22 protein-coding genes and 1 other RNA gene are annotated in these 25,704 nt (G+C 48.9%); 16 read left to right on the forward strand and 7 right to left on the reverse strand.

All coding sequences use genetic code 11. From position 1 onward, the window contains the following. Positions 1-14: 14 nt before the first annotated feature. The 6 genes from phoR (at position 15) to phoU (ending at position 8,099) form a co-directional block, all read left to right on the forward strand. A complete protein-coding gene (gene phoR / locus CWI78_RS09405; RefSeq protein ID WP_126782499.1) occupies positions 15-1,310 on the forward strand; it encodes a phosphate regulon sensor histidine kinase PhoR in 1,296 nt (431 codons plus the stop codon). Between the two features lie 97 nt (positions 1,311-1,407). Further along, positions 1,408-2,385 (forward strand): PstS family phosphate ABC transporter substrate-binding protein, encoded by a 978-nt coding sequence (locus tag CWI78_RS09410; RefSeq protein ID WP_208642043.1) that lies wholly within the window; start codon positions 1,408-1,410, stop codon positions 2,383-2,385. A 162-nt stretch (positions 2,386-2,547) separates the two neighbouring features. Further along, complete coding sequence (locus tag CWI78_RS09415; protein ID WP_126782501.1) at positions 2,548-4,812, forward strand: ABC transporter permease subunit; 2,265 nt, start codon at positions 2,548-2,550, stop codon at positions 4,810-4,812. A gap of 23 nt (positions 4,813-4,835) precedes the next feature. Next, a complete protein-coding gene (gene pstA, locus CWI78_RS09420) occupies positions 4,836-6,491 on the forward strand; it encodes a phosphate ABC transporter permease PstA (RefSeq protein WP_126782503.1) in 1,656 nt (551 codons plus the stop codon). 59 nt (positions 6,492-6,550) lie between these two features. Next, the gene (gene pstB / locus CWI78_RS09425; RefSeq protein ID WP_126782505.1) at positions 6,551-7,369 is read left to right on the forward strand and encodes a phosphate ABC transporter ATP-binding protein PstB; all 819 of its coding nucleotides are present in this window, start codon (positions 6,551-6,553) and stop codon (positions 7,367-7,369) included. Positions 7,370-7,379: 10 nt separating this feature from the next. After that, positions 7,380-8,099 (forward strand): phosphate signaling complex protein PhoU, encoded by a 720-nt coding sequence (gene phoU / locus CWI78_RS09430; RefSeq protein ID WP_054491232.1) that lies wholly within the window; start codon positions 7,380-7,382, stop codon positions 8,097-8,099. On the opposite strand, the gene serA is transcribed toward phoU, so the two are convergent. The 3 genes from serA to CWI78_RS09445 form a co-directional block, all read right to left on the reverse strand. Then, positions 8,096-9,325 (reverse strand): phosphoglycerate dehydrogenase, encoded by a 1,230-nt coding sequence (serA, locus tag CWI78_RS09435; protein ID WP_167468606.1) that lies wholly within the window; start codon positions 9,323-9,325, stop codon positions 8,096-8,098. The genes phoU and serA overlap by 4 nt on opposite strands. Further along, positions 9,322-9,993, reverse strand: coding sequence for a ribose-5-phosphate isomerase RpiA (gene rpiA / locus CWI78_RS09440; protein WP_126782509.1), 672 nt, complete (start codon positions 9,991-9,993; stop codon positions 9,322-9,324). Before rpiA ends, serA begins: the two co-directional genes overlap by 4 nt. 73 nt (positions 9,994-10,066) lie before the next feature. Further along, positions 10,067-10,654 (reverse strand): 5-formyltetrahydrofolate cyclo-ligase, encoded by a 588-nt coding sequence (locus tag CWI78_RS09445; protein WP_126782511.1) that lies wholly within the window; start codon positions 10,652-10,654, stop codon positions 10,067-10,069. Positions 10,655-10,704: 50 nt separating this feature from the next. Between CWI78_RS09445 and CWI78_RS09450 the strand changes: the two genes are divergently transcribed. Next, positions 10,705-12,276 (forward strand): amidohydrolase family protein, encoded by a 1,572-nt coding sequence (locus tag CWI78_RS09450; protein WP_126782512.1) that lies wholly within the window; start codon positions 10,705-10,707, stop codon positions 12,274-12,276. 3 nt (positions 12,277-12,279) lie between these two features. Here the strand turns inward: CWI78_RS09450 and ssrS are convergent. Continuing rightward, positions 12,280-12,464, reverse strand: a non-coding RNA gene (gene ssrS / locus CWI78_RS09455) — 6S RNA. A 27-nt stretch (positions 12,465-12,491) separates the two neighbouring features. Then, complete coding sequence (gene zapA / locus CWI78_RS09460; protein WP_126782514.1) at positions 12,492-12,803, reverse strand: cell division protein ZapA; 312 nt, start codon at positions 12,801-12,803, stop codon at positions 12,492-12,494. Positions 12,804-12,936: 133 nt separating this feature from the next. On the opposite strand from zapA, the gene CWI78_RS09465 reads away from it, so the two are divergent. The 7 genes from CWI78_RS09465 to gcvP all read left to right on the forward strand — a co-directional run bounded on the left by CWI78_RS09465 (position 12,937) and on the right by gcvP (position 21,779). Further along, entirely contained in the window at positions 12,937-13,503 is a 567-nt protein-coding gene (locus CWI78_RS09465; RefSeq protein WP_126782516.1) for a UPF0149 family protein, read from the forward strand. A 24-nt stretch (positions 13,504-13,527) separates the two neighbouring features. Beyond that, on the forward strand, positions 13,528-14,850 hold the full coding sequence (pepP, locus tag CWI78_RS09470; RefSeq protein WP_126782518.1) for a Xaa-Pro aminopeptidase: 1,323 nt from the start codon (positions 13,528-13,530) through the stop codon (positions 14,848-14,850). Beyond that, entirely contained in the window at positions 14,832-15,998 is a 1,167-nt protein-coding gene (ubiH, locus tag CWI78_RS09475) for a 2-octaprenyl-6-methoxyphenyl hydroxylase (protein WP_126782520.1), read from the forward strand. Before pepP ends, ubiH begins: the two co-directional genes overlap by 19 nt. Beyond that, entirely contained in the window at positions 15,995-17,176 is a 1,182-nt protein-coding gene (locus tag CWI78_RS09480; protein ID WP_126782522.1) for an FAD-dependent oxidoreductase, read from the forward strand. The genes ubiH and CWI78_RS09480 overlap by 4 nt, the downstream gene beginning before the upstream one ends. A 69-nt stretch (positions 17,177-17,245) precedes the next feature. Further along, positions 17,246-18,325, forward strand: coding sequence for a glycine cleavage system aminomethyltransferase GcvT (gene gcvT, locus CWI78_RS09485; protein WP_126782524.1), 1,080 nt, complete (start codon positions 17,246-17,248; stop codon positions 18,323-18,325). 50 nt (positions 18,326-18,375) lie between these two features. Next, on the forward strand, positions 18,376-18,765 hold the full coding sequence (gene gcvH / locus CWI78_RS09490) for a glycine cleavage system protein GcvH (protein WP_126782526.1): 390 nt from the start codon (positions 18,376-18,378) through the stop codon (positions 18,763-18,765). A gap of 125 nt (positions 18,766-18,890) precedes the next feature. Further along, the gene (gcvP, locus tag CWI78_RS09495; protein WP_126782528.1) at positions 18,891-21,779 is read left to right on the forward strand and encodes an aminomethyl-transferring glycine dehydrogenase; all 2,889 of its coding nucleotides are present in this window, start codon (positions 18,891-18,893) and stop codon (positions 21,777-21,779) included. Between the two features lie 299 nt (positions 21,780-22,078). Here gcvP and CWI78_RS09500 read toward each other — a convergent pair whose 3' ends face one another. Next, positions 22,079-22,363 (reverse strand): hypothetical protein, encoded by a 285-nt coding sequence (locus tag CWI78_RS09500; RefSeq protein WP_126782530.1) that lies wholly within the window; start codon positions 22,361-22,363, stop codon positions 22,079-22,081. A 97-nt stretch (positions 22,364-22,460) separates the two neighbouring features. Here CWI78_RS09500 and CWI78_RS09505 point away from each other — a divergent pair, with 97 nt between their 5' ends. Continuing rightward, positions 22,461-23,300 carry an alpha/beta hydrolase gene (locus CWI78_RS09505; protein WP_126782531.1) on the forward strand — a complete coding sequence of 280 codons (840 nt, stop codon included), beginning with the start codon at positions 22,461-22,463 and terminating at the stop codon, positions 23,298-23,300. Between the two features lie 173 nt (positions 23,301-23,473). On the opposite strand, the gene CWI78_RS09510 is transcribed toward CWI78_RS09505, so the two are convergent. Then, on the reverse strand, positions 23,474-24,277 hold the full coding sequence (locus CWI78_RS09510; RefSeq protein ID WP_126782533.1) for a hypothetical protein: 804 nt from the start codon (positions 24,275-24,277) through the stop codon (positions 23,474-23,476). Positions 24,278-24,648: 371 nt separating this feature from the next. Here CWI78_RS09510 and CWI78_RS09515 point away from each other — a divergent pair, with 371 nt between their 5' ends. After that, positions 24,649-25,608 carry a GlxA family transcriptional regulator gene (locus CWI78_RS09515; protein ID WP_167468604.1) on the forward strand — a complete coding sequence of 320 codons (960 nt, stop codon included), beginning with the start codon at positions 24,649-24,651 and terminating at the stop codon, positions 25,606-25,608. Positions 25,609-25,704: the final 96 nt, after the last annotated feature.

The raw sequence follows: 25,704 nt of genomic DNA on the forward strand, positions 1-25,704 counted from the left end.
CAGGTTGATTTAGTATGGACCGGAACTACTCTAACTGGCAGTCTCTGACTAGCCTATTTTTATTCCTGCTGCCGTTTTTATTTGTGGGCTGGCTGTTCGACTTATTTTGGCCGATAACCGCTCTGGCTTTGCTGGGGCTGGTGTGCTGGCATTATTACTACCAGCAAAAGTTAATTAAGTGGTTGTGGCAAAGCCGCACCTTAATGCCACCGTCTGCGCCGGGTAGCTGGTCGTATATCTACGACGGAATTTATCGTTCTCAGCGACGCAGTCAGAAACGCCGCAAAGCCTTAGCGCGTTTATTAAGACGTTTTCGTGAAGCAGCCGAAGCCTTGCCGGACGCGGCTATTGTCTTTCGTGCCGATGGTGCTCTGTTGTGGAGTAACAAGCTGGCGCAGTTCTATTTCGGTTTACGTTGGCCTGACGATGCCGGTCAACGATTATCGAATCTGATTCGGCACCCCGAATTTTATGCCTATCTGAACGAAGGTAACTTTGAAGAAGAGCTGACAATTCCATCGCCCATACGCGAAAGCCTGGACATTGAGATTCGCATCATGCCTTACAGCGAAGACCAGTTTTTATTGGTTGCGCGCGATGTGACTCAGGTAAAACGACTGGAAAATTTGCGGCGCGAGTTTGTGGCCAATGTCTCGCATGAATTAAAAACGCCATTGACGGTTCTGCAGGGCTATCTGGAAATGATGGATGACCCTCAGCAAACGCCGCCTGCCATGTTGCAAAAAGCCGTCGAAAACATGAATGCACAAAGTACCCGCATGTCTAATCTGGTTGATCAGTTGCTGACCTTGTCACGCATGGAAACCCCCAGTGACGACGTATTCGATCATGAAGTGGATATGCCTGCGATGCTTGAACAATTGCAGGCTGAGGCCAAACGCTTAAATGAAGCAAAACAGCATACGATTGAGTTTCAGGTAGCCCCTGTCAGAATTTATGGTAAAGAGAACTTGCTGCGCAGCGCGATGCAGAACCTGATAACCAATGCTATTTATTATACGCCAGAGGGCGGCAACATTAATGTTTCGTGGAAGCTGGTGGCCGGCGGTGCGGAGTTCAGCGTAACCGATAACGGTAAAGGTATACCGGCGGAACATCTCCCCCGTTTAACCGAACGTTTTTACCGGGTTGAAGATGATCGTAACAGTGCCAGTGGCGGCACCGGGCTGGGCCTGTCTATTGTTAAGCATGCAATAGAACATCACAACTCGCAGTTGGACATTAATAGCTCACTGGAAAAAGGCAGCCGTTTCTCATTTCGTATACCGAGCGGTTTGTTAGTCAATTAGTCATAAATTTTTCACATTGTCATAAAGCTGTCACATAACTGTCTTAAACTGAGCTTAATTCGAAAACAGTTCAATAACCCTTAGAGGTGAATACACTATGTTTCAATCAACTTTGAACAAGACATTAACTGGTTTAGTGGTTGCAGGTTCACTGGCGTTCAGCTCGTTAGCTGCGGCAACGGACGATTTACCCAAATACGAAAAAGTCAGTGGCTTATCAGGCAACTTGTCTTCAGTGGGTTCTGATACCTTAGCGAATATGGTGACCTTCTGGAGTGAAGAATTTAAGCGTAACTACCCAAGCGTGAACATTCAGGTGCAGGCAGCCGGTTCTTCTACAGCTCCACCGGCGTTAACTGAAGGTACATCAAACTTCGGTCCTATGAGCCGTGCAATGAAGTCAAAAGAAATCGAGTCTTTTGAAAAGCGTCACGGTTACAAGCCGACGCCGGTCCGTGTTGCTATTGATGCATTGGCGGTATTCGTGCACAAAGACAACCCAATTGAAGGTTTGACGATTCCTGAAGTAGACGCAATATTTTCATCAACTCGCAAGTGCGGGCTGAACCAGCAAGTAAACCGCTGGGGCGACCTGGGTATGGACGGCGAATGGTCGAACCGCGACTTGCAGCTTTACGGTCGTAACTCGGTATCCGGAACCTACGGTTACTTTAAAGAAATTGGCCTGTGCGACGGTGATTTTCGTTCTAACGTGAACGAGCAGCCGGGTTCAGCATCGGTTGTGCAGTCAGTTTCAACCTCAATTAATGCCATTGGTTACTCGGGCATCGGCTACGTCACTTCAGGCGTTAAAGCGGTGCCTATCGCAAAAGCCGAAGGTCAGGAATTTATTGGCGCAACTGCTGAGAATGCGTTGGCCGGTCAGTACCCATTAGCCCGTTTCCTTTACATTTACGTGAACAAACACCCGACAAAACCGCTGGGTAAAGCGGAAGGTGAGTTTCTGCGTATGATCCTGTCAAAAACCGGTCAGGATATCGTCAATAAAGACGGTTATATTGGGCTGCCGAAGGCGGTGGTTGAAGCTGAACTGAAAAAGCTTGGCTTAGATTAATTTGTCCCTGTGCTTGTTTAGCCGGTAGCTTGCTGCCGGCTTTTTTTATAGCTATTGCTGCATTATTAAGAAAATATGACAGTGGTGTAACAATACTGTCATATTCTTCAACTAAACTGTTTGCAGACTTTTAGTAACGCATATTCAAACCTGAGGTTTCTGATGGCATCACTGTCAGCTCAACAATTAGCCGCTAACCGGGGACGATTATTTAAAGATCGTGCCGCTCGCTATGGGGTCACTCTAGGTGGCGTTATGGTATTAGTGGCGCTGTTGCTTATCTTTTTCTATCTGCTTTATGTTGTTCAGCCTATTTTCGAGTCGGTTTCCTTAAAAGAGGAGCAGAGCTTTTCATTGTCTAACAGTGAAGATGTCGAAGCACTGGGCATGGAAGAGCAGGCCGAGATTGGTTACCGTCTTATGGAGTCGGGAAAATTTGAGTTCTTCGCTCTGGCCGACAAGCCTATCGTTAATCGTAAGGCCGGCGAGATCATAGACTCAAAAGAAGTGGTTTCTGCTGACAAAATAACCAGCTTTGCGAGCACTCTGCCGGTTAATAAGCAGTACGCATACGGTCTGAACGACGGTACAGCGATAGTCGCTGAGCCTAAATTTAAAGTGTCTTTTGCTGAAGACCCTCAAACAGGCGCACTTGAGCGCACTATAACGCCGCGTGTGGAGTTATTGAATAATGGCGAACCATTAGTTGTCGATGAAAGTGGGCAGGCGTTAGAAAAGCTGGCTTACGAAAGCGACGGTGACACCATGATGTTTGCTGCTGTGCAGGGCGGTAATAACTTGCTGATTACCAAATACGCGGCAGAAGAAAACTTTATGACAGGCGAAACGACGTTAAAGCCGGTGTTTCATAAAGTCACGCTAAACGGCACTATCGATGACTTAATTGTCACCCCGGACTTGCGTCAGGTTATGGCGCGTCGTGGTAACCGCATTCACGTCTTCGATGTTGGCGTGTCGGGTCAGGTCACTGAGCGTGAATTAATGCTGGTTAATGCGCGGGAACAGGGTAATGCCACGGGCCTTTATTTATTGGCCGGAGCAAGTTCGATATTGGTGACTCACGATACCGGGTTGGTAACGCAGTGGTTCCAGGTATCGACAGATGAAGGTCGTCAATATCAATATATTCGCTCTTTTGATGCGGGCTCGCCGGTTAAAGATATTGAAGTTGAATATTATCGACGGACTTTTTATACCGTTTCAGAAAACGGGCAACTGGGTATCTTCTATACCACATCAGAGGCCGATCTTTACCGAGGCAACCCACTTGAGACGAGTTTAGAGCATGTCATGGTCGACCCGCGTGCTAACTACCTCATCATGCAAAGTGGTGATCGCTTCAGTGTGTTTGATATTAAGAATGAACACCCTGAAGTTACCTGGAGTGCGATGTGGCAGGAAGTCTGGTATGAGGGGTACCCTGAGCCTGACTACACCTGGCAGTCGACCTCTGGTTCCGATGACTTTGAGTCTAAATACAGTTTGGTTCCTATTGCTTTTGGTACCATCAAAGCCGCAGCGTATGCAATGCTGTTTGCGGTGCCTATTGGTTTGGCAGCGGCCGTTTATACGGCGTACTTCATGTCACCTTCGGTACGAAAGTACGTCAAACCAACCGTTGAAATCATGGAAGCCTTACCGACTGTGATACTCGGTTTCTTAGCCGGGCTTTGGCTGGCCCCTATCATCGAGAGGTACCTTCCGGGCCTGATAGCCGTGTTGCTGCTGGTGCCGGCAGCGATAATACTGACGGCATTTTTATGGTCGAGGTTACCTTCCCATATTCGTAACACCGTTACCGATGGGCGTGCCGCTTTGCTGCTCATACCTATTGTTATTCTGGTCGGCTGGTTGTCGTTTGGCCTGAGCCCCTGGGTTGAGCAAGTGTTGTTCGATGGCAATGTGCGTGGTTATTTAACCAATGAGCTGGGTATTACTTTTGACCAGCGTAACTCCCTGGTTGTTGGTATTGCGATGGGCTTTGCGGTTATCCCGACCATTTTCTCCATTGCGGAAGATGCCGTATTCAGTGTGCCAAAGCATTTATCCAACGGCTCACTGGCACTGGGCGCGACACCATGGCAAACCCTGACGAAAGTGGTGCTGCTAACAGCCAGTCCGGGGATTTTCTCAGCGGTTATGATGGGGCTGGGACGCGCCGTAGGCGAGACCATGATTGTACTGATGGCAACCGGTAATACCCCCATCATGGACTGGAACATTTTTGAAGGTATGCGCACCTTGTCAGCCAATATTGCGGTCGAGATGCCAGAGTCGGAAGTTGGAAGTTCACACTACCGAATCTTGTTCCTGGCAGCATTTGTGCTGTTCATATTCACCTTCTTCTTTAACACCATTGCTGAATTTGTCCGCCAACGTTTGCGTGACAAATACAGCTCGATGTAATTCCGGAACAGAGGTTTAATTCAATGAATACATGGTTTAAGTCCGGAAAGCCCTGGATCTGGTTAACCGCCGGTTCAGTTAGTATCAGCTTAATTGCGGTTATTGGACTGGTGGTCATGATTGGCTGGCGCGGATTGTCGTTTTTCTGGCCTGCCGCCATTCATGAAATGTCGATTGAACAGGCTGACGGTTCAACCCGCACACTCATTGGTGAAATTTATGAGAGTGAGTCGGTTCCGACATCACGAGTCAGTAATTCGGGTACCATCATGGATGGTTACGAAGACGAGGAAGTGACCCGTTACTTGATGAAAATTGGTAACCGTGAGTATGTACCTCTGGATTTCGCCTGGGTGCTGGGTCCTGCGATTCGCTCCGATGAAACACCGGCTGATCTGGCGGTTATTGAACGGACCAAAGATGGTAATTTCTACGGTTACCCAATTGCCGTTGAGCAGCAAGGCGAACGCGTTGCGACTCATGGCGATTTGCGAGAAGAATTGTTTAAGCGGGCTGAGCGAGCCGTCGAGCTGAACGAGCAGGCGATGCAACTGCAGGAAGGTGAAATTGGCGCGATTAACTATGAGTTAACGCAATTGAACCTGCAACGCCGTGGCCTTGAGCTTAGCGGCACCTTGACTGAAGAAGCGATAAACGACATTGAACGCCGCCGCGAAGAGCTGCAGAGTCAGTATCTGGAATATGAGAAAGAGCTGTTCGCATTGCGTGATAAAGCGGGGCGCGATTCGCTGATCATGCGCGACATGCGTGGCGAGGAAATAAAAGTGCCTATGTATCAGGTGCTGGACGTTAACTTCCCTAATGACATGGGCTTTTTTGCCAAGCTGGGTCACTTTTTCCAGCAAATTGGCAAGTTTGTGTCAGAGCCACCACGCGAAGCGAATACCGAAGGCGGAGTTTTCCCTGCCATTTTCGGTACCGTATTTATGGTGCTGTTGATGTCAGTAATTGTCGCTCCGTTTGGTGTTATTGCGGCAGTCTATCTGCATGAATACGCCGGTAAAAATGCGGTTACTAAATTAATTCGTATTGCTGTCATTAACTTAGCCGGGGTACCGTCGATTGTTTATGGCGTATTTGGCTTAGGTTTCTTTGTTTATATGGTGGGCGGTAGTCTCGATCAGATTTTCTACCCCGAGGCACTACCGAATCCGACATTTGGTACGCCGGGTGTTCTATGGTCTGCCGTGACTCTGGCGATACTGACATTGCCCGTGGTGATTGTCGCAACCGAGGAAGGACTTTCGCGAATTCCGCCGACATTGCGTGAAGGCAGCTTGTCGCTGGGGGCAACGAAATGGGAAACCATTTGGCGCATTGTTCTGCCTATGGCATCACCGGCTATTATGACGGGTCTGATTCTCGCGGTCGCAAGGGCGGCTGGTGAAGTTGCACCACTGATGCTGGTTGGGGTAGTTAAGTCGGCGCCAATGCTGCCGGTGGACGGAAACTTCCCTTACTTCCATCTGGATAGAAAATTCATGCACCTTGGTTTCCACATATACGATGTTGGTTTCCAGAGTCCAAACGTTGAAGCGGCCAGGCCGCTGGTTTACGCCACGTCATTCTTGCTGATCACCCTTATTGTTGGTTTGAATTTAACGGCAATTGGTGTGCGTAACCATTTACGTGAAAAATACCGCTCACTTGAGCACTAACGTTGAACACGACAGTTGAACACGAAAGTTTTGATGAATTAGCGAAAAGGTCTGAACTTATGATTTCGGTAAACCCGAGTACAAACAATTTAGAAAAGCTGGACTTACACAATTTGCCAGCAGAACAGACTGCTTTAGATATTAAAAACCTGAACCTTTACTATGGTGAAGATCAGGCGTTGCACGATATTTCTATGCGCATTCCCAATAACCGCGTAACCGCGTTTATCGGTCCGTCGGGTTGTGGTAAATCAACACTGTTGCGTTGTATTAACCGCATGAACGACTTAGTGGAAATCTGTCGTATTGACGGCCAGATTGATATGCACGGTCACAATATTTACGATAAGAACGTCGATGTTGCGGCTTTGCGCCGCCGCGTAGGCATGGTATTTCAACGTCCTAACCCGTTTCCTAAATCCATTTATGAAAACGTGGTTTATGGTTTACGTTTGCAGGGCGTGAAAGATAAACGGGTATTGGATGAGGCGGTAGAAACCTCACTTCGTGGTGCGGCGTTATGGGATGAGGTTAAAGACCGCTTAAACGCCAGTGCGTTCAGTTTGTCAGGCGGTCAGCAACAACGTGTGGTTATCGCACGCTCTATTGCCATTGAGCCTGAAATTTTATTGCTGGACGAGCCAACTTCGGCGTTGGATCCTATTTCAACCCTGACCATCGAAGAGTTGATTACTGAGCTCAAGGAAAAATATACCGTTGTTATTGTGACGCATAACATGCAACAGGCAGCGCGCGTATCAGACCAGACCGCGTTTTTGTATATGGGTAAATTGATTGAGTATGCCGATACCGATACTTTATTCACTACCCCGTCTGAAAAGCAGACAGAAGATTATATTACTGGTCGTTACGGTTAAGGAGCGAGTCATGGATAAGATGAATATGGGTAAGCACATTTCCGGTAAGTTCAATGACGAACTGGAAGCTGTGCGTAACCGTGTGTTAAGCATGGGCGGATTGGTTGAAAAACAATTGCAGGATTCACTTCTGGCGATTCAGAAGGGTGACATCGATTTGGCTGAGAAAGTCCTGACCAGCGACCATAAAGTGAACAAGCTGGAAGTTCAGATTGATGAAGAATGCGTCCATATTATTGCGAAACGCCAGCCAACCGCCAGCGATCTGCGTTTAGTCATTGCTATTATCAAAACCATCGCTGATTTAGAGCGTATTGGTGACGAAGCAGAGCGTATCGCAAAAGTTGCTAAGGAAAGTTTCAGTAACGACCAGCAGCAATTGCTAGTCAGTCTCGAAAACTTAGGGCAACACGTATTAAGCATGTTGCGCAATGTGCTGGACGCCTTCGCGCGGATGGACCTGGAATCGGCTTATAACGTTCACCAGCAGGATGAACAGGCTGATCGTCAATACGAAGCGCTGACACGTCAGTTAATGACTTATATGATGGAAGATTCACGCTCTATTCCAAAAATCATGAATGTATTGTGGTCGGCACGTTCGTTAGAGCGCATCGGTGACCGTTGTCAGAACATTGCCGAGTACATTATCTTCTTTGTGAAAGGTAAAGACGTGCGCCATGTCTCACCAGAGAGCATGGAACGCACGGTTATGGGCAAAAAAGACTAGAATAAGCGCCGGGTACGAATGGTGCCCGTAATGTCTTTCAGTTGTTGCAGTATGTTGGCGCCGTTGTCGCTGTCGATATCCATTACCACGTAGCCCACACTCTCATCGGTCTGTAAGTACTGACCCGCCACGTTAATTTCATTGTCGCTAATAATGCGGTTAATGGCGTTTAGCATACCTGGTTGGTTTTTATGAATATGCAACAAACGCTGGGCAGTTGCGTGTGTGGGTAAGCTCACCTCAGGGAAGTTGACCGCAGACAGGGTGGAGCCATTATCGGAATAACGCACCAGTTTGCCCGCAACTTCAACGCCAATGTTTTCCTGGGCTTCTAAGGTTGAGCCGCCAATATGCGGCGTTAGCAGACAGTTCTTTAAGCCGCGCAGAGGTGACAGAAACTCGTCGTTATTACCTTTGGGTTCAACCGGAAACACATCAATTGCGGCACCGGCAAGCTGACGGGAAGCCAGAGCCTGAGCCAGGGCATCAATATCCACCACGGTTCCGCGTGAGGCGTTAATGAGCAGACTGCCCGGCTTCATGCGTTCAATTTGGCGACGGCCTATCATCCACTGCGTTTGCTCGGTTTCCGGTACGTGCAGGGTGACAATATCGGCCTGTGTGAGCAAATCGTCTAAAGTAGGAACGGACTGAGCGTTCCCCATGGGCAGCTTGTCTTCAACGTCGTAGTAGCGAATGTGCATGCCCAGTTGCTCGGCTAACACACTCAACTGGCTGCCAATGTGACCGTAGCCGACAATGCCCAGTATTTTCCCGCGCGCTTCGTAAGACTGTTGCGCCGATTTCAGCCAACCGCCCTCGTGTGCAACGGCATTCTTTTCAGGAATACCTCGCAGCAACATAATCGCTTCTGCTAAAACGAGTTCGGCAACACTGCGGGTGTTCGAAAAGGGCGCATTGAAGACAACCACACCGTGCTTTTTAGCCGCATCTAAGTCAATTTGATTGGTGCCGATGCAAAAGCAACCTACCGCGATCAGTTTTTCCGCAGCGGCAAAAATTCGCTCATTCAGCTGGCTGCGGGAGCGGATGCCAAGAATGTGCGCATCCTTAATTTTTTCACAGAGCTCATCTTCACTCAGAGAGGTCTGCAGTATTTCCAGATTGTGGTAGCCGTGGTGGCGAAATAGCTGGATGGCGCTGTCATGAACCCCTTCCAGCAACAAAACTTTGATTTTGTCTTTTGCCAGCGAGGTTTGCATCAGCCACTCACCTTCAAAGTCTGGACCCCGTCTTCACGGGCAATAAGCGCGATATTTGCACCCCGCTGAGCAAACAGTCCGTTGGTTACTACGCCGACAATGTTGTTCAGTTGGGCTTCAAGCTTCATGGGCTCCATGATGTCAAAGTTATGTACGTCGAGGATCCAGTTGCCGTTGTCGGTGGTAAAGCCCTGACGCCAGACCGGGTCGCCGCCCAGCTTCACAATTTCGCGGGCAACGTATGAACGTGCCATAGGAACCACTTCAACGGGCACAGGAAACTCACCTAAACGGCCAACGACCTTGCTTTCATCCGCCACACAGACAAACTTTTTAGCCACGGCGGCAATAATTTTCTCACGGGTCAGCGCGCCGCCTCCGCCTTTTATCATCTGGCCGTGTTCATTAATTTCGTCAGCACCGTCCACATAAACGGGCACATCGGCGACTGAGTTCAGTTCAAACACTTCAATACCATGAGCTTTCAGGCGTTCAGTTGAGGCGTCAGAGCTTGAAACGGCCCCTTCAATGTCATGCTTACGCTCGGCTAAGGCGTCGATGAAAAAGTTGACCGTTGAACCGGTGCCGACTCCGACGACGGTGCCGTCTTCAATGTATTGCATAGCAGCTTCTGCTGCCGCTTTTTTGAGTGCATCAGCGTTGCCTGACATGAGTGTTTCTCCGTGAGTATTTTTTAAGCTCAGTATAAGGAATTTGTTGTTTTTTATCGATCTTTCTTTTGCTTTAAAAGTACCAGTGTTTCGCCGGAGTAATCACTTCCGGTAGCGGAATATCCCAGCTTTCAACCGGAATCTGTTCCACCTGTTGTTCGTTATAGCTTAATCCAATGGGCGATAAGTTGGGTCTATTGCCGTTATGCCATTGGGCCAATGTCCGGTCGTAATAGCCACCGCCCATGCCCAATCGGTTGCCTTGATTGTCGAACCCAACAAGAGGCATCAGCAACACCTGAATATCCGACAATGGCACCACATTCTGAGCATTCAGTTCGGGTTCGGCAATACCGTACTTATTGGTTGTCATGGGGGTGTCCGGGCCATAGCGCAGGAACAGTAAATGGCCTTTAGCGAAAGGGTGCAGAACGGGTAAAACCGTATGAAAGCCCAAATCCCAGAGTTTTTCAATAATGGCCGAGGTGGGTAACTCACCGGAAAAACTTTTATACACGGCAACCGTGGTTTGTTGCGGGACTGAGTCGCTCAGACGTTGCTTCAGCTTATCGGCAACCCGGCATGCTGCTTCACTCTGTTGTTCGGCGGTTAAATTGCGGCGAATTTGCTGTAACTTGCGTCGGAGGTCGTGTCGAGTCATGCTAGAGTCTGCTTTATCTAAACCGCTGAATTATTGTCCGAGGATAACCCATGAAAACAATAAAAACGATAGCTTTTGCCATGGTAGCGATGGCGTTTACGGTTGCAGCCCATGCTGTGCAGACACCACCTCAAGCGCCGGAACGTGACCGTGGCGAAGGTCCTTACGAGCGCCTGATTTTGCGCGGAGGCACATTGATTAACGGCGAAGGTGCGCCCCCGTTTGGTCCTGTGGATATTGTGATTGAAAATGATCGTATCGTGAATATTGTCAGTGTGGGTAATCCGGGTGTCCCCATTAAGCCAGAAGGCCGTCCTGAAGCGGGCGCGAATGACAAAGAACTGGATGTCAGCGGACAATACATTTTGCCGGGCTTCATTGATATGCATGCGCATATTGGCGGCTCGGCAAAGGGAATTCCGGCGGAGTACGTGCTAAAACTGTGGCTGGCGCATGGCATTACCACCATTCGTGAGCCGGGCAGCTTTAATGGTCTGGACTGGGTTCAGTGGCATGAACAGCGGGCGGCTGATAACCGTATTACGTCGCCGCGAATTATACCTTATGTCGGTTTTGGGCAAGGCCGGGATGAGCCTATCTACAACGGTGAGCAGGCGCGCGAGTGGGTTCGCTATATTAAAGGCGAGGGCGCAAAAGGCATTAAGTTCTTCGGTGCTTCGCGCAAGGTGATGGAAGCGGCGCTGGATGAAGCCGGCAAACAGGGCTTAGGTACCATGATGCATCACGCGCAACTGAACGTGATGTCAATGAGCGCGCTCGACTCAGCGCGCCTGGGCTTAACCTCAATGGAGCATTGGTATGGTTTGCCGGAAGCGTTGTTTGAAGAGCAGCGCGTTCAGGACTACCCGGCAAACTACAACTACAACAACGAACAACATCGCTTTGAAGAAGCGGGCCGTTTATGGAAACAGGCCGCGGAACCAGGGTCAGAGAAATGGAACTCAGTGCGTGATGAGCTGATTGAGCTGGACTTCACTATCAACCCCACCTTAACCATATACGAAGCGTCGCGTGATTTAATGCGTGAGCGCCAGGCTATCTGGCACGACGAATACACCTTGCCGCGGTTGTGGGAGTTCTTTGAACCGAGCCGTTATGCTCACGGTTCGTACTGGTTCGACTGGACAACCGACAACGAAATTGCGTGGAAAAAGAATTACCAGAAGTGGATGGCCTTCTTAAAGGATTACCACGCCAATGGTGGTCGCATTACGGTCGGTTCTGATGCTGGCTACATTTATAAGATTTATGGCTTTGGTTACATTCGCGAGCTGGAGTTACTGCGTGAAGCCGGTTTGAATGCGTTAGAGGTGATTCACGCTGCCAGCCTGGCCGGTGCCGAAGCACTGAATATGGAAGATGATATTGGCTCCGTTGCCATTGGTAAGAAAGCCGACATGGTCATTGTGAATGAAAACCCCATGGATAACTTTAAAGTGTTGTATGGCACGGGGCACTTCAAACTGGATGATAATAACCAGCCAATGCGCACTGAAGGCATTCAGTACACCATTAAAGACGGCATTATTTTCGATGCTCAGCAACTGTTGCAAGACGTCAAAAGCATTGTTGCTGAAGAAAAGGCGGAGCGCCAAAAGTAAGGGTGGTTTCCCAAGGTGCCGCTGCTGGCTGTAGCCCTTGAACCCATTGGTTCAAGGCGGGGAGCAAGTGGTATCTGCCGTAGGCTTCCCGGTGCATGCCGGGCTTGCTCATGGCAGGCCAGTGATCCCCTTTTAATACAAGCATCGGCTCAGGGACATAAGCCTGCTGGCAAACACCCCAGGAAACCGCAAAAGGGTTACAATGTTGCTTCAGGTTAACGGTTACGTTGTGAGCGTTGCTCACTCATCGCTTGTTCTATCGTGGCCTGAAGTAACTGAATCTTTTCTTCCAGTTTAGCCGTTTTAGCAGCCTGATCGTTTTGATCACGGATCCATTCGTGACACAAGTTCAGGGCTGTCATGACCGCTATTTGTTCGACATTGGTCAGTTGTGTCCGTTCCTTGGTTTCCTGAAGCCTTTCATTAAGTGCATCTGCCGCTTGCTGTAACGCGCTTTCCTGACCGACAGGACAAGCCACCTTATAGTTACGTTCCAGCAATTTTATATCCATAGTTTTTGCGGTCATTCAAAGACTCCTTGCAACTGACTCAACAGCGTTGATAACCGCATTATGGCATGAGCCACCGGTGTTTGTCAGCTAGCGATTATGTAAAGCCAGTGTTAGGATTAAGGCAAGATTAACCAAAGGCAGAATGTTCATGTCGACACGTTTTAATTATGACCGTTTAGTTGAGCTTTATGCACAATACGATATGACGCCAAGTGCGTCAGAAGTGCAGGGCATGTTAACCGGGCTAATAGCCACCGGTAGCGATGCCAAAAGCAATGAATTAATGATTTTAATGTCAGACCTGGCCTACGACGGTCAGGGCTTGCCCGTTGAATTAGAGAACTTGCTGCAGCAGCAGGCTGAAGAAATCGAACACTCGTTAGGTGATGAGGAGTTAGGCTACCGTTTGTTATTACCTGAAGACACGACGCCGCTGTCTGACCGCTTAAGCGCACTGGCGGGCTGGGTGAATGCCTTTTTAGTGGGTTATGGTGTGAATCAGGAAAACATGACCAACTTAAGTGGTGACTTAAAAGAAGCCATTGAAGATATGGTCGAGTTGGCAAAAGTTGAATTTACCGATGACGGTGACGAAGAAGAAGAGCGAGCGTACTTCGAAATTGTCGAATACCTGCGTATTTCTGCCATGATGTGCTACGCCGAATTGGGCCGTAATGAGCAACCGGCCAATCAGCCACCCAAAATTTTACATTAATCACTGACGGAGTTGAGGTCGTTGATGAGAGACGTTATTCCTCAGGATGAATTTAAACAACGCCGGCACCAGCTGCTGGAGTCTTTGCCGCCACACTCGGTGGCACTGGTGGCTGCTAACAGTGAAGTTACGCGCAGCAATGATACCGAATACCCTTTTCGCCAAAACAGCGACTTTTTCTATTTAACCGGCTTCAATGAACCTGACGCCGTGTTGCTGCTCATCAACGACAGTAACCCGCGCAGTGTTTTATTCTGTCAGGACAAAGACCCAAAGCATGAAGTCTGGCATGGGTTGCGTTTAGGCTATACCAATGCTGTTGAAGCCTTAGCCGTTGACAGCGCGGAAGATCTCGGCACTTTGCCGGAACGTTTACCTGAGGTGCTGGAGGGCATCGAATCGGTTTTCTACCCCATGGGTGAAGACTCGGTACTGGTTGAGCTGGTTAGTGACGCGCGCGATGAAGTCAGTGTGAAAGCCAGACGAAGCGGAAAGCTGGCGCCGCAGAGTCTATCGGATCTGAGACCTCAACTGGAAGCCATGCGCCTTATTAAGTCAGCCAATGAAGTGGCAGTGATGAAAGAAGCGGGCCGAATCAGCTCGGGGGCATTCCGCCGCATTATGCGCTTTGTCGAAGCGGGCAAACACGAGTATCAGGTGGCGGCAGAGTTGCATCATGAGTTTGCTATGAACGGTGCACTGCATCCGGCTTACGGTATTATCATTGGTGGCGGTGCCAATGCCTGTGTTCTGCATTACACCGACAATCAAGATGTTTTGCGTGACGGTGATTTACTGCTGGTGGACGCGGGAGCCGAATATCAAGGTTACGCGGCTGACATAACCCGTACTTTCCCGGTAAATGGCAAGTTTAGCCAGTCACAGACCATTCTCTATAATTTAGTGCTGGAGGCTCAGCAGGCCGCGTTTGCCGAAATCAAACCCGGTAGTAATCTGGTTCGGGCCAGTGAGGCTGCCGCCAGAGTCATTAGCGATGGTCTCACCGAGCTTGGTATTTTAACCGGCGACGCCGAAGACAACTTCAAAGAGCAGCGCTGGAAAACCTACTTTATTCACGGACTGGGTCATTGGCTGGGTCTGGATGTTCACGATGTCGGTCGTTACCGCGACAGCGACGGAGAACCTGTTTCCTTTAAAGCGGGTATGGTGCTGACGGTTGAGCCGGGTATTTATATTCTGGAAGACGCCGAAGTGGAAGAAAAGTGGCGCGGCATTGGTATTCGCATTGAAGACGATCTGGTCGTGACGGCGGAGGGTTTCGACAACATGACCGCAGACGTACCAAAGACCATTGAAGAGATTGAAGCATGGATGAAAAGCCAGTAACCCATGCGGATGTCGCAATAGCCGGAGGCGGCTTAGTGGGCGCCTTAACCGGCTTAATGCTGGCGCAACAACGGCCCGACTGGCACATTGTTGTCTGTGAGCCCCGGGCAGAGGGTCCGCCCGCGGATAAACGCATTATTGCTCTGGCTGCAGCTTCGGCGCAAAGACTACAAAGCCTCGGCGTACTCGACAGCATTGACACGACCCCAATAAAGCATATTCACATTTCCGACCGGGGCTTTGCCGGCGCAGCCGAGCTGCATGCGGAACATGAACAGGTTGAGGCGTTAGGACGGGTGGTTGCTGCTTCCGGGCTGGTTAATAACTTGTACCTTAACTGTCAAAAACAGACCAATTTAGAGTGGTTGTCCGGAGTCCGTTTAGAGTCACTGCAACAGCAACGAAAACACGTGGAATTAAGTCTGGATAACGGACAAAAACTGTTGGCTCAGTTACTCATTGGTGCCGACGGTCAGAATTCACGTGTTCGTGAGCAGTTAGGGCTAGAATCTGATGTGTATGATTACGGCCAGTTCGGTTGTATTGCGACACTGGACTTGGAACAGCCATTAGACGGCTGGGCGTATGAACGTTTTACCGACGCCGGGCCCATTGCGTTATTGCCCATGCAAGGCAAACAGGCCTCTCTGGTCTGGAGCTTTACTGAGGCGCAACGCGAAGCAGCAGAGCAATGGTCAGAAAAAGAATTTCTGCGACATTGCCAACAGGCGTTTGGTTACCGCGCAGGAATTTTCTCGGGTGTGTCTAAGCGGGTCTTTTATCCGCTGATTTTACGCCGGGCTAAACGTTCGGTGCATCATCGCAGCGTGATCATTGGTAATGCCTCGCATGCCTTGCACCCCATAGCGGGGCAGGGCTTTAACCTGGGCCTGCGGGACACGGAGGAGCTGTGCGAGTCACTGGCAACAACCGATGACCCAGGCAGTTTTAAGGCGCTGCAGCGTTATGAACAGAGCCGCGAACGTGATTACCAGGCCATTATTAAGCTGACCGATGGGTTGGTGCGTGGCTTTTCGAATCAATACCTGCCAACCGTTATCGGGCGTAACAGCGCGTTGATGTTACTGCAGCATTGTACGCCACTGAAATCAGCGTTTGCGCGTTTAACCATGGGAATGCAGGTATGAAACGGTTAAAAGTCGACAGTGTGATCATTGGCGGCGGCATGATAGGCCTGGCGTTGGCTTGTGGGCTGGCGCGTCGTGGTCAGCAAGTGGCTGTTATTGAGCGTCACAAACAACCCGAATTACCACAGCAGCCAGCTTTGCGAGTCAGTGCCTTAAGTCACCGCAGCCGCAGCTTACTGAAAGGTTTGGATGTCTGGTCAAAAGTAGAAGGTTTCAGAACGGGTCCGTACCAGGCCATGCACGTATGGGACAAAGACAACGCCGCAACTATTCATTTTGACGCGAAAGAAGTGAACCAGCAGGATATTGGCGCCATAGCTGAAAATGCGGTAGTGGAGCATTTTCTTTGGCAGGTTGCAGAAGAAGCCGGCGTGCACATAATTGAAGCTGAAAAATGGCAGCTGAGAACGCCGGTCAGCGAGCAACAAGAGCACCCGAATGATCCGGTTCGGCTGATGACGAACGATTACGAAATTGACGCCGGTATGCTATTCGGCGCCGATGGCGCGCGTTCCCGGGTTCGGCAACTGGCCGACTTACCTATAACCTTCTGGGATTACGAGCAGCAGGGCATTGTTGCTAATATTCGCACTGAACAACCCCATCAGGGCGTTGCCCGTCAGGTGTTTTTACCCAGCGGGCCACTAGCCTTATTACCAACTTATGACTCGCATTTGTGCTCCATTGTCTGGTCAGCCGACACAGAAGTCGCTGCCGAGCTCATGGCATTAGCAGATAACCCGGAAAAGTTTGCCTGGCGCGTGCAAATTGCCAGTGACAATGTACTGGGACACTGCCAGCTGGATTCCGAGGTAGCCGCTTTTCCGCTGCGCATGCAATACGCGCGGCAGTGGTACGCAGGCAGTACGGTTTTAATGGGAGACGCCGCACACAGTATTCACCCACTAGCCGGTCAGGGTGCCAACCTGGGCTTTGCCGACGTAGACACCTGGTTAAGGCTATTAGACGAGGGTTTAACCGGACAACGTTTGTTTGCCGCTTATCAGCGTGAACGCAAAGCCGACTCATTGGTTATGATAAGCGCCATGGAAGCCTTTAAATGCGGTTTCGGTTCAAGCAATCCGGCGCTGAAACTGATCAGAGCAGCTGCTTTTGCCTTGCCGGCGGCTATAGCACCGGTTAAACGCAAATTTGTACAAAAAGCACTCGGTTATTGAACTTGTAATTGACCCACCGCAGAGCCTATAATCTGCGCCCATTAAACAGAGCCAATTTGGGGATGATTTATGGGCAGCAAAACGCCTTTGTACGACGCACATTTACGCGCTGAAGCGAAGATGGTCGACTTTCACGGCTGGGATATGCCGTTGAACTATGGCTCGCAAATTGAAGAGCACAAAGCAGTACGTGAGCATTGTGGTGTTTTTGATGTGTCGCATATGACCATTGTGGACGTTGAAGGCGCTGAAGCGCAGAACTTCTTGCGTTATTTGCTGGCTAACGACGTTGCCAAATTGAAAACCCCGGGTAAAGCACAATACACCAGCATGTTGAATGAAAACGGCGGTGTTATTGATGACCTTATCGTGTATTTCTTCTCTGAAACTGCTTACCGTTTAGTCGTAAACTCTGCCACTCGTGACAAAGATCTGGGCTGGATTGAAAAAGTGGCCGCAGACTTTGATGTCAGCGTAAAAGAACGTGATGACATGGCAATGGTTGCCGTTCAGGGACCTGAAGCCGCTGAGAAAATGCAACAAGTGCTGTCCGCAGAGCAGTTTGCTGAAATTGACGGCATGAAGCCGTTTTTAGGCAAAAACGTAGATGATTATTTCATCGCAACGACCGGGTATACTGGCGAAAAAGGCTATGAAATTGTGGTTCCGGCGGGGCAAATCGAAACCCTTTGGAATCAACTGCTGGAAGCCGGTGTGGCCCCTTGTGGTTTAGGCGCCCGTGATACGCTTCGTCTGGAAGCCGGCATGAATTTGTATGGCCAGGACATGGATGAAGAAATCACGCCGCTGGAAGCCAATATGGGCTGGAGCGTAGCTTTTGACCCGGCGGAACGTGACTTTATGGGTCGCAAAGCACTGGAACAGAAAAAAGCCGAAGGCCACGACAAGCTGGTTGGTCTGGTTATGAAAGACAAAGGTGTTCTACGTCACGGCCAGAAAGTACTGGTTGAGGGTGGCGAAGGCATTATTACGTCAGGTTCGTTTTCTCCGACGCTTGGTTTTTCTGTTGCGATGGCGCGTGTGCCTGCTAGTGTGGGTGATACAGCCGAAGTAGAATTACGTAAGAAGAACGTGACGGTACAGGTAGTGAAACCAGGTTTCGTCAGAAACGGTCAATCTGTTTTATAATCGAACAAGATTCAATACATTCCGGGCTAACCGGGTAGAAGGAAAGCAATATGAGCAATATTCCAGCAGATCTGAAATACGCGTCAACCCACGAATGGGTTCGCGATGAAGGCGACGGCACTTTTACCGTAGGTATCTCTGAGCATGCGCAGGAGCTTCTTGGCGATATGGTGTTTGTTGAGTTACCAGACGTGGGTGACAAAGTGGCAACAGGCGACGATATTGCGGTTGCTGAATCAGTCAAAGCGGCATCAGACATCTACGCGCCAATGACCGGTGAAGTCGTTGCGGTTAACGAAGACCTGGAAGACGCCCCTGAAACCGTTAACAACGACCCTTATGGTGACGGCTGGTTATTCCGTATAAAAGCAGAGGACAGCGGCGAGCTGGATAATTTGCTGGACGCCAATACTTACGAGGCTTCAATCGACGAAGACTGAGGCCATTGGCGCACCGCACCAATGACACAGAGCGTCCTGAGCCCCGGAATTTAGCCGGGGTTCATTGTTTTTTGTATCCGATAAGTTTTCGATAAATTTCCGATAAATGTACGAGGCTGAGTTAAATGAGCAGTACTACCCTGACGCAATTAGAGCACCACGATGAATTCATTAGCCGCCATATTGGCCCAAGCGCTGATGAGCAAAAAGCCATGCTGGCTGAGCTGGGTGTAGATTCTTTAGAAGCATTAACCAAAGACACTGTGCCTGGTACGATTCTTCGTGAACCGTTCCTGCAAACCGGGGAGCCGCAAACCGAACGCGAAGCTCTGGCTCGTCTTAAAGACATCGCGAAAAAGAACCAAATTTGTACCTCGTACATTGGTATGGGCTACTACGACACCGTTGTGCCGAACGTTATTTTGCGTAACGTGCTGGAAAACCCGGGCTGGTATACAGCGTACACGCCGTATCAGCCAGAAATTGCTCAGGGTCGTTTAGAAGCACTGCTTAACTTCCAGCAAATGACCATGGACTTAACCGGACTGGATTTAGCCAGCGCCTCATTGCTGGACGAAGCCACTGCCGCCGCCGAAGCTATGGCCATGGCGAAGCGCGTTTCTAAAAACAAAAAATCCAACGCGTTTTTCATTGCCGACAACGTTTACGCGCAAACCATTGACGTGGTGAAAACCCGTGCGGAATACTTTGGTTTCGACATCATTGTCGGACCGGCGCGTGAAGCCTCTGATCACGACGTGTTTGGTGCGTTGTTGCAGTACCCGGACAAACAAGGCCAGTTGCACAACATTGAACAGTTAATTGGTGAGTTGCAGGAGAAAAAGGCCATTGTCGCCGTTGCTTCTGACTTAATGAGCCTGTTAATGGTGAAATCACCGGGCGAAATGGGCGCCGACATGGTGTTCGGTAACGCGCAGCGCTTTGGTGTGCCAATGGGCTATGGTGGTCCTCACGCTGCGTTCTTTGCTACTCGTGACAAATTTAAGCGTTCCTTGCCTGGCCGTATTATTGGGGTTTCTAAAGACTCTCGTGGACGCCCTGCATTGCGTATGGCCATGCAGACGCGTGAGCAGCACATACGCCGCGAAAAAGCGAACTCGAACATTTGTACCGCGCAGGTGCTGCTGGCGAACATGGCGTCGTTTTACGCTGTGTACCATGGTCCTGAAGGCTTGCGCCGCATTGCCAATCGCATTCACCGTTTAACCGACATTGTCGCCTTAGGTATGCAGGACAAAGGCGTGAAGCTGGTGAACAGCCACTGGTTTGATACCTTAACCTTTGAAATGAAAGAAAACGGCGCAGACGTACTGGCGCGCAGTAAAGCGCTGGGTCTTAACCTACGCGTTGACGGCGAAGGCGTATTTGGTATTAGCCTGGATGAAGCCAAAACGCGTGACGACGTTGAAAGCTTATTTGCCGCGCTGTTTGGCGACAACCACGGTTTAGATATCGACGTACTGGACAGCCGTGTAGCTGGCGGTGACGTGGAATCTATTCCTGCTGATTTAGTGCGTACTTCTCAGTATTTACAGCATCCGGTATTTAATGAATACCACTCAGAAACCGAAATGCTGCGTTATATCAAAAAGCTGGAAAACAAAGACTTAGCGCTGAACCATTCGATGATTTCTCTGGGCTCGTGCACCATGAAGCTGAACGCCACTGCCGAGATGATTCCGGTCACCTGGCCTGAGTTTGGTCAGTTGCACCCGTTCTGCCCGGCAGAGCAGGCGCAGGGTTATTACGAGTTGGTTGAAACCTTGTCTGAATGGTTAATTGACGTAACCGGTTACGACGACATGTCGATGCAGCCGAACTCCGGTGCGCAGGGCGAATACGCCGGTCTGTTAGCTATTCAGAAGTACCATGAAAGCCGCGGCGACGGGCACCGCAACATTTGCCTTATCCCAAGTTCTGCCCACGGTACCAACCCGGCTTCAGCTCAGATGATGAACATGAAAGTGGTGGTGGTTGACTGTGACAAGAACGGCAACGTGGATATGGACGACTTAAAAGCCAAAGCAGAAGAAGCGGGCGAAAACCTGTCGTGCATTATGGTGACTTATCCGTCAACGCACGGTGTTTACGAAGAAGGCATTAAAGACATTTGTGACCTGGTTCACAACTACGGCGGTCAGGTTTACATGGACGGCGCCAACATGAACGCGCAGGTGGGTGTAACCTCACCGGGTTACATTGGCTCGGACGTATCGCACCTGAACCTGCACAAAACCTTCTGTATTCCGCACGGTGGCGGTGGCCCTGGCATGGGTCCTATTGGTGTGAAGCAGCACCTGGCTGAGTTCCTGCCAAACCACTCCATTGTGAATATCGACGGCCCTAAAGCAGGCAACGGCGCGGTATCTGCTGCTCAGTTTGGTAGTGCCAGCATTCTGACCATTTCCTGGATGTACATTGCCATGATGGGCGGACGCGGCTTACGTGAAGCTTCAGAAACCGCTATTTTGAACGCCAATTACTTAGCTGAGAAGCTCAGTAAGCATTTCAAAATTCTGTATCGCGGCCGCAACAACCGTGTCGCGCATGAGTGCATTATCGACTTGCGCCCAATGAAAGACGCCGCCGGCATTGCTGAAATTGATGTAGCTAAGCGCCTGCAGGACTACGGCTTCCACTCACCTACTATGAGCTTCCCGGTAGCGGGCACCATTATGGTGGAGCCGACAGAGTCTGAGTCTAAAGCTGAGCTGGACCGCTTTATTGAAGCCCTGGTCAGCATTAAAGCCGAAGCCGAGAAAGTAGCAGCAGGTGAATGGCCAAAAGACAACAACCCATTGGTAAATGCACCGCATACATTGGCTGACATTACCGATGCAGAGTGGGACCGCCCCTACGATCGCAAAACGGCAACCTACCCGGTTGAAGCCGTTGGTTACGACAAGTTCTGGCCAACCGTTAACCGCATTGACGACGTATTTGGTGACCGTAACCTGATGTGCTCATGCCCGAGCATTGAAGAGTATCGGTAGCCTGACGTTCACGTCAGGTGAGATGCCTCAATGACATGAATCTCGAGCCCGCTTTTTAGCGGGCTTTTTTATCGCTAATAGCCTTTCACGCAGTCTGGCGCTTTCTTTCAGCTGATAAGCTGGTTCTGGCCCAACGAAAAAGGTAAAGAATAATTAGTTTGGTACAGGCACTCACTGTTGCTAGCAGCAGTAGAGGCCGACCTTCTTCAAGCTCCATGACAATTCAACAAATGCATCCGGGTAAAGGTCGAATTGAGTCCAAGCGGCTTGCCTGATCCGCTTGAATGATCTGTTAGGAATTACAGCCACCGTAATATGAATCCCGCAATGACAAGCGTAATCCCGACGTAAGAAAGGTATTCGGACCAGAGCGCTGCACGAGTGCTAGTAGATGCTTTCTTGAAGCTATACGCACTGGGGTAAAAATAGGCCAAAGGTACCATGAGCAAAAAGCCGATCCCTTTCAGCAAGTCATCGGTGTGGAATGAATCCATATATACATAGTCTACTATGCCAAGTATGCCCAAAAGCGTGAACACAATGGCCAAAAAGTAACTATGCTTTTCCGAAGCTGTTTTTGCCATAGAGCCCTCCATTTAAAACTATTGAATGTCAAAGTGAAAACTGGTTAAGTACGTTAACCATTCTGAGCGTCTTGCTCAAGCTGATAGGAAATCAATAATGAAGTTAGTTTGGGTGCTCATCCTATTCATCTTCTGCCCAGTAACCTTCGCCAATGACGCCGTAGAAATCCCCAGAAGCAAGACAGTTGAGTTAACTGACCCCGCGAGTAAACTCGTCTATCCAGTCTTCATTAAGACGCCGCGCTCATATAGGTCTAGTACTGATAAGGTCTACCCCGTTATTTACCTGACCGATGGTATGTATAGCTTTCAAATAGCCTCTGGTGCCACAAGATTTCCGATGAATAGTGGAGCAATGGAGGAAGCCTTTATTGTCAGCTTGTCATACTCCAAAGAGTCGAAAGGCGCATCGAGCCGTATTCGTGACTACACCCCAAGCCGTGCAGATGATTGGAAGTTGCCAACTGGCAATGCTGAGGGGCACGCGCTTTTCATACGAGAAGTGGTTTTTCCATATATGGCGGCTAATTATCGAGTAAGCGCAACTGAGCGCACCTACGTGGGAAACTCGTTGGGCGGGTTGTTAGGTGCTTATATACTGTTTAAACACCCAACTATGTTTAGTAGTTATGTGCTTGGTAGTCCGTCAATTTGGTTCAACAACCATCATTTGTTGAGCTTAAAACCGAATGAATCACGCAGCCCCGTTAAAGTCTATATATCAGTTGGAAGCCTTGAACGTCCACAGTTTGGAGAAAAGCAGGATATGGTTGCAGGAGCCACCAAACTGAAGGACAAAATTGTTACCGAAGCCGGTGAATCTGTCACGCTCAAGTTCAATATTATCGAGGATGCAAAGCATGCTACCGCATTTCCGACTACCTTAATTCAAGGTTTAGATTGGATTTATGGGAAGCCTAAGGTAGAGCAGCGCTGAAATTTATCACTAGCCAGTTATTTGCGCTTAGTTAGCTATGAGCGACTTGCCGATGCCATTTGAGTTGCTAGTTAATTCTGCTTTGTGCCAATTGCGGACGTTTACGCTCGTCTAAACGGCGAGCAAATTGTTGCCAATCCGGTGGCCAAAGGCCGCGACGTTTAAGGCGCTTGTTACGTTGTATTGCCCGATACAAGACCACCTCCTGTTGTATAAGCATGATACTGAACTTCGGAATCTTTCAGTTCAATAGGAGCAACACCTTTTTCTGCTTCGAAATATTTCGCGGAAAGTTGTTTTGATAAACCTTTATCTAGTGCATAAACGCTAGATGACTTGCTTTTAGTAATCGTAACAAGCCCGTAACGAGATAAGTCTTCGTAATACTCTGTTACCTCGTATGGTATCAGACCATGTTGATTCTTTAATGAGTCAACATCCCGATTAAAAAACACTGCAAGATACTTAGCAATGTTTCCGTTGAAATTTTGTACCACACCTAATTTTTGTTGATTTTTTAACTTCTTAAATTTTAACTTAACGAAAGCAGTAGCAAACCAATTCAGAAGTAAAACCTTCGAATTAACATCATGTTTCCTGACCCCAACACACTTTGAGATTATTTTTTTAACCTCATGATGGTTCCGATAAACGCCATTCTCATCAATACATTTATTAAGAATAATGGCTTCGTCGTCGGATAGGCATTCAACGGCTTTAATCGATGAAAAAATACGATGGCAATAATTAGATGCTCGTAATGTGCAGCGACACATGATTAGCACAACTTTTGCTAAGACAAAATATACGGCACTATAGAAAACCAATAAAATCATAAATTTAGTTAAAATTGGTAGTTCAATAGCTATGGGGAGAGACACCGAAAGCATACTCGCAACTAGCACAAAAATTGCTCCAATCGCTTTATTGGTAGTCCAATCCAAACTCAGGATTTCTTTTATGTCCGATAATTTCAACGAAACGACCTTGTAAACTTAACAGTGTATTATGCCGACCGTGCAAGGTCAGCTTCCTTGCAAGCTAGATTACCTTGTGAGGTCAAAAAGTCCAATGTCTGCTCTTCGCTCAGAGCCGACATCGTCGATGATTCTCGGTCCACCCCAAAAACGGTTACTGAGTGTCCGGTAAACTAGTGGCGATTCAGAAGGATATGATGACTATGAGGTTTATGTAGCTCGCAAAGAGCAACTACTTAAACTATTGGTTCAGTAACTGTAATTTCAGAGTCAGTTCCAGAAGCACAATGGCCGAAAGTGTGAGTTTAATGTCATTCTGGACATTGATGTTTGTGTTAAAGTTCACAAATCCTCGCTAACTAGAGACCATGATGATTGCAGTTGGGATTGTAATTTATCCAGATATTCAGGCGATTGATCTTTCAGGTGCCTTGGATTGTTTTGGTCAGGCCAATCAAACTCTAATCGCAGCAGGGCGACAGCCCTGTTACCGCATGTTCACTTTGTCACAAAGCAAAAGTAATTTAAAAGCCGAGAATGGTTTGCAACTGTGTGCCGAATTCACACTGGAAGATTGCCCGGCCATTGATTATCTGGTGATTCCTGGAGGCGCAGGTGCTCGTGCGTTAACGGCGGATCCGATATTCATGGCGTGGCTGCGTGAGCAAGGTTCAAGTGCACAAAAACTGCTATCCATTTGCACTGGTGCATACCTGCTAGCCCATAGTGGTCTAGTGGATGGCTTAACGCTCGCTACTCACTGGCGCTTTGCCGAAGATTTACAGAAACGTTATCCCAAAGTACGCGTCAATCCGACCGAGCTGTACGTGAAGACCGGTAAATTCTACTCTTCTGGAGGTATGACTGCGGGTATAGACCTTTGTCTGGCTGTAATAGAGCAGGATTTAGGTGTTGCTATTGCTCAGTCAATAGCACAAGAGTTCGTCATGTACTTGCGACGAAGCGGTAACCAATCACAATATGCTAGCCCTTTAAAAATACAACATAGTGTAGAACAGCGTTTTACTCAGTTGCAGAATTGGCTTCTTGAGCATCTGGATCAACCACTGACCGTCGCTGATATGGCAGTACAAGTCGCATTAAGCGAACGTCAGTTTCGCCGGGTATTCCAAACCAGGTTTGCGATGTCACCAATGCAATATTTGCTGCACTTGCGGTTAGACAAAGCCAGAAGTCTGCTTTTATGTGATGGTTATTCCTTGCAGCGGGTTAGTCTGGCAGTAGGGGTTAAGGATTCACGTAGCCTAATCCGGTTATTTAACAAAGCTTTTGGTTGCACACCGGGCGAGTATAAAAAGCACTTCTGTTAAGTAGGCATCTTTAAATCATATTATTTGAAGCATTTTATGCATGCTGGAGTGATTTCGTTGCGGATTGCTTCTTTAGTGCTCAATGTAAAAGTTAAT

Origin of the sequence: Idiomarina ramblicola (genome assembly GCF_003987255.1) — a bacterium.
Classification (GTDB): domain Bacteria; phylum Pseudomonadota; class Gammaproteobacteria; order Enterobacterales; family Alteromonadaceae; genus Idiomarina; species Idiomarina ramblicola.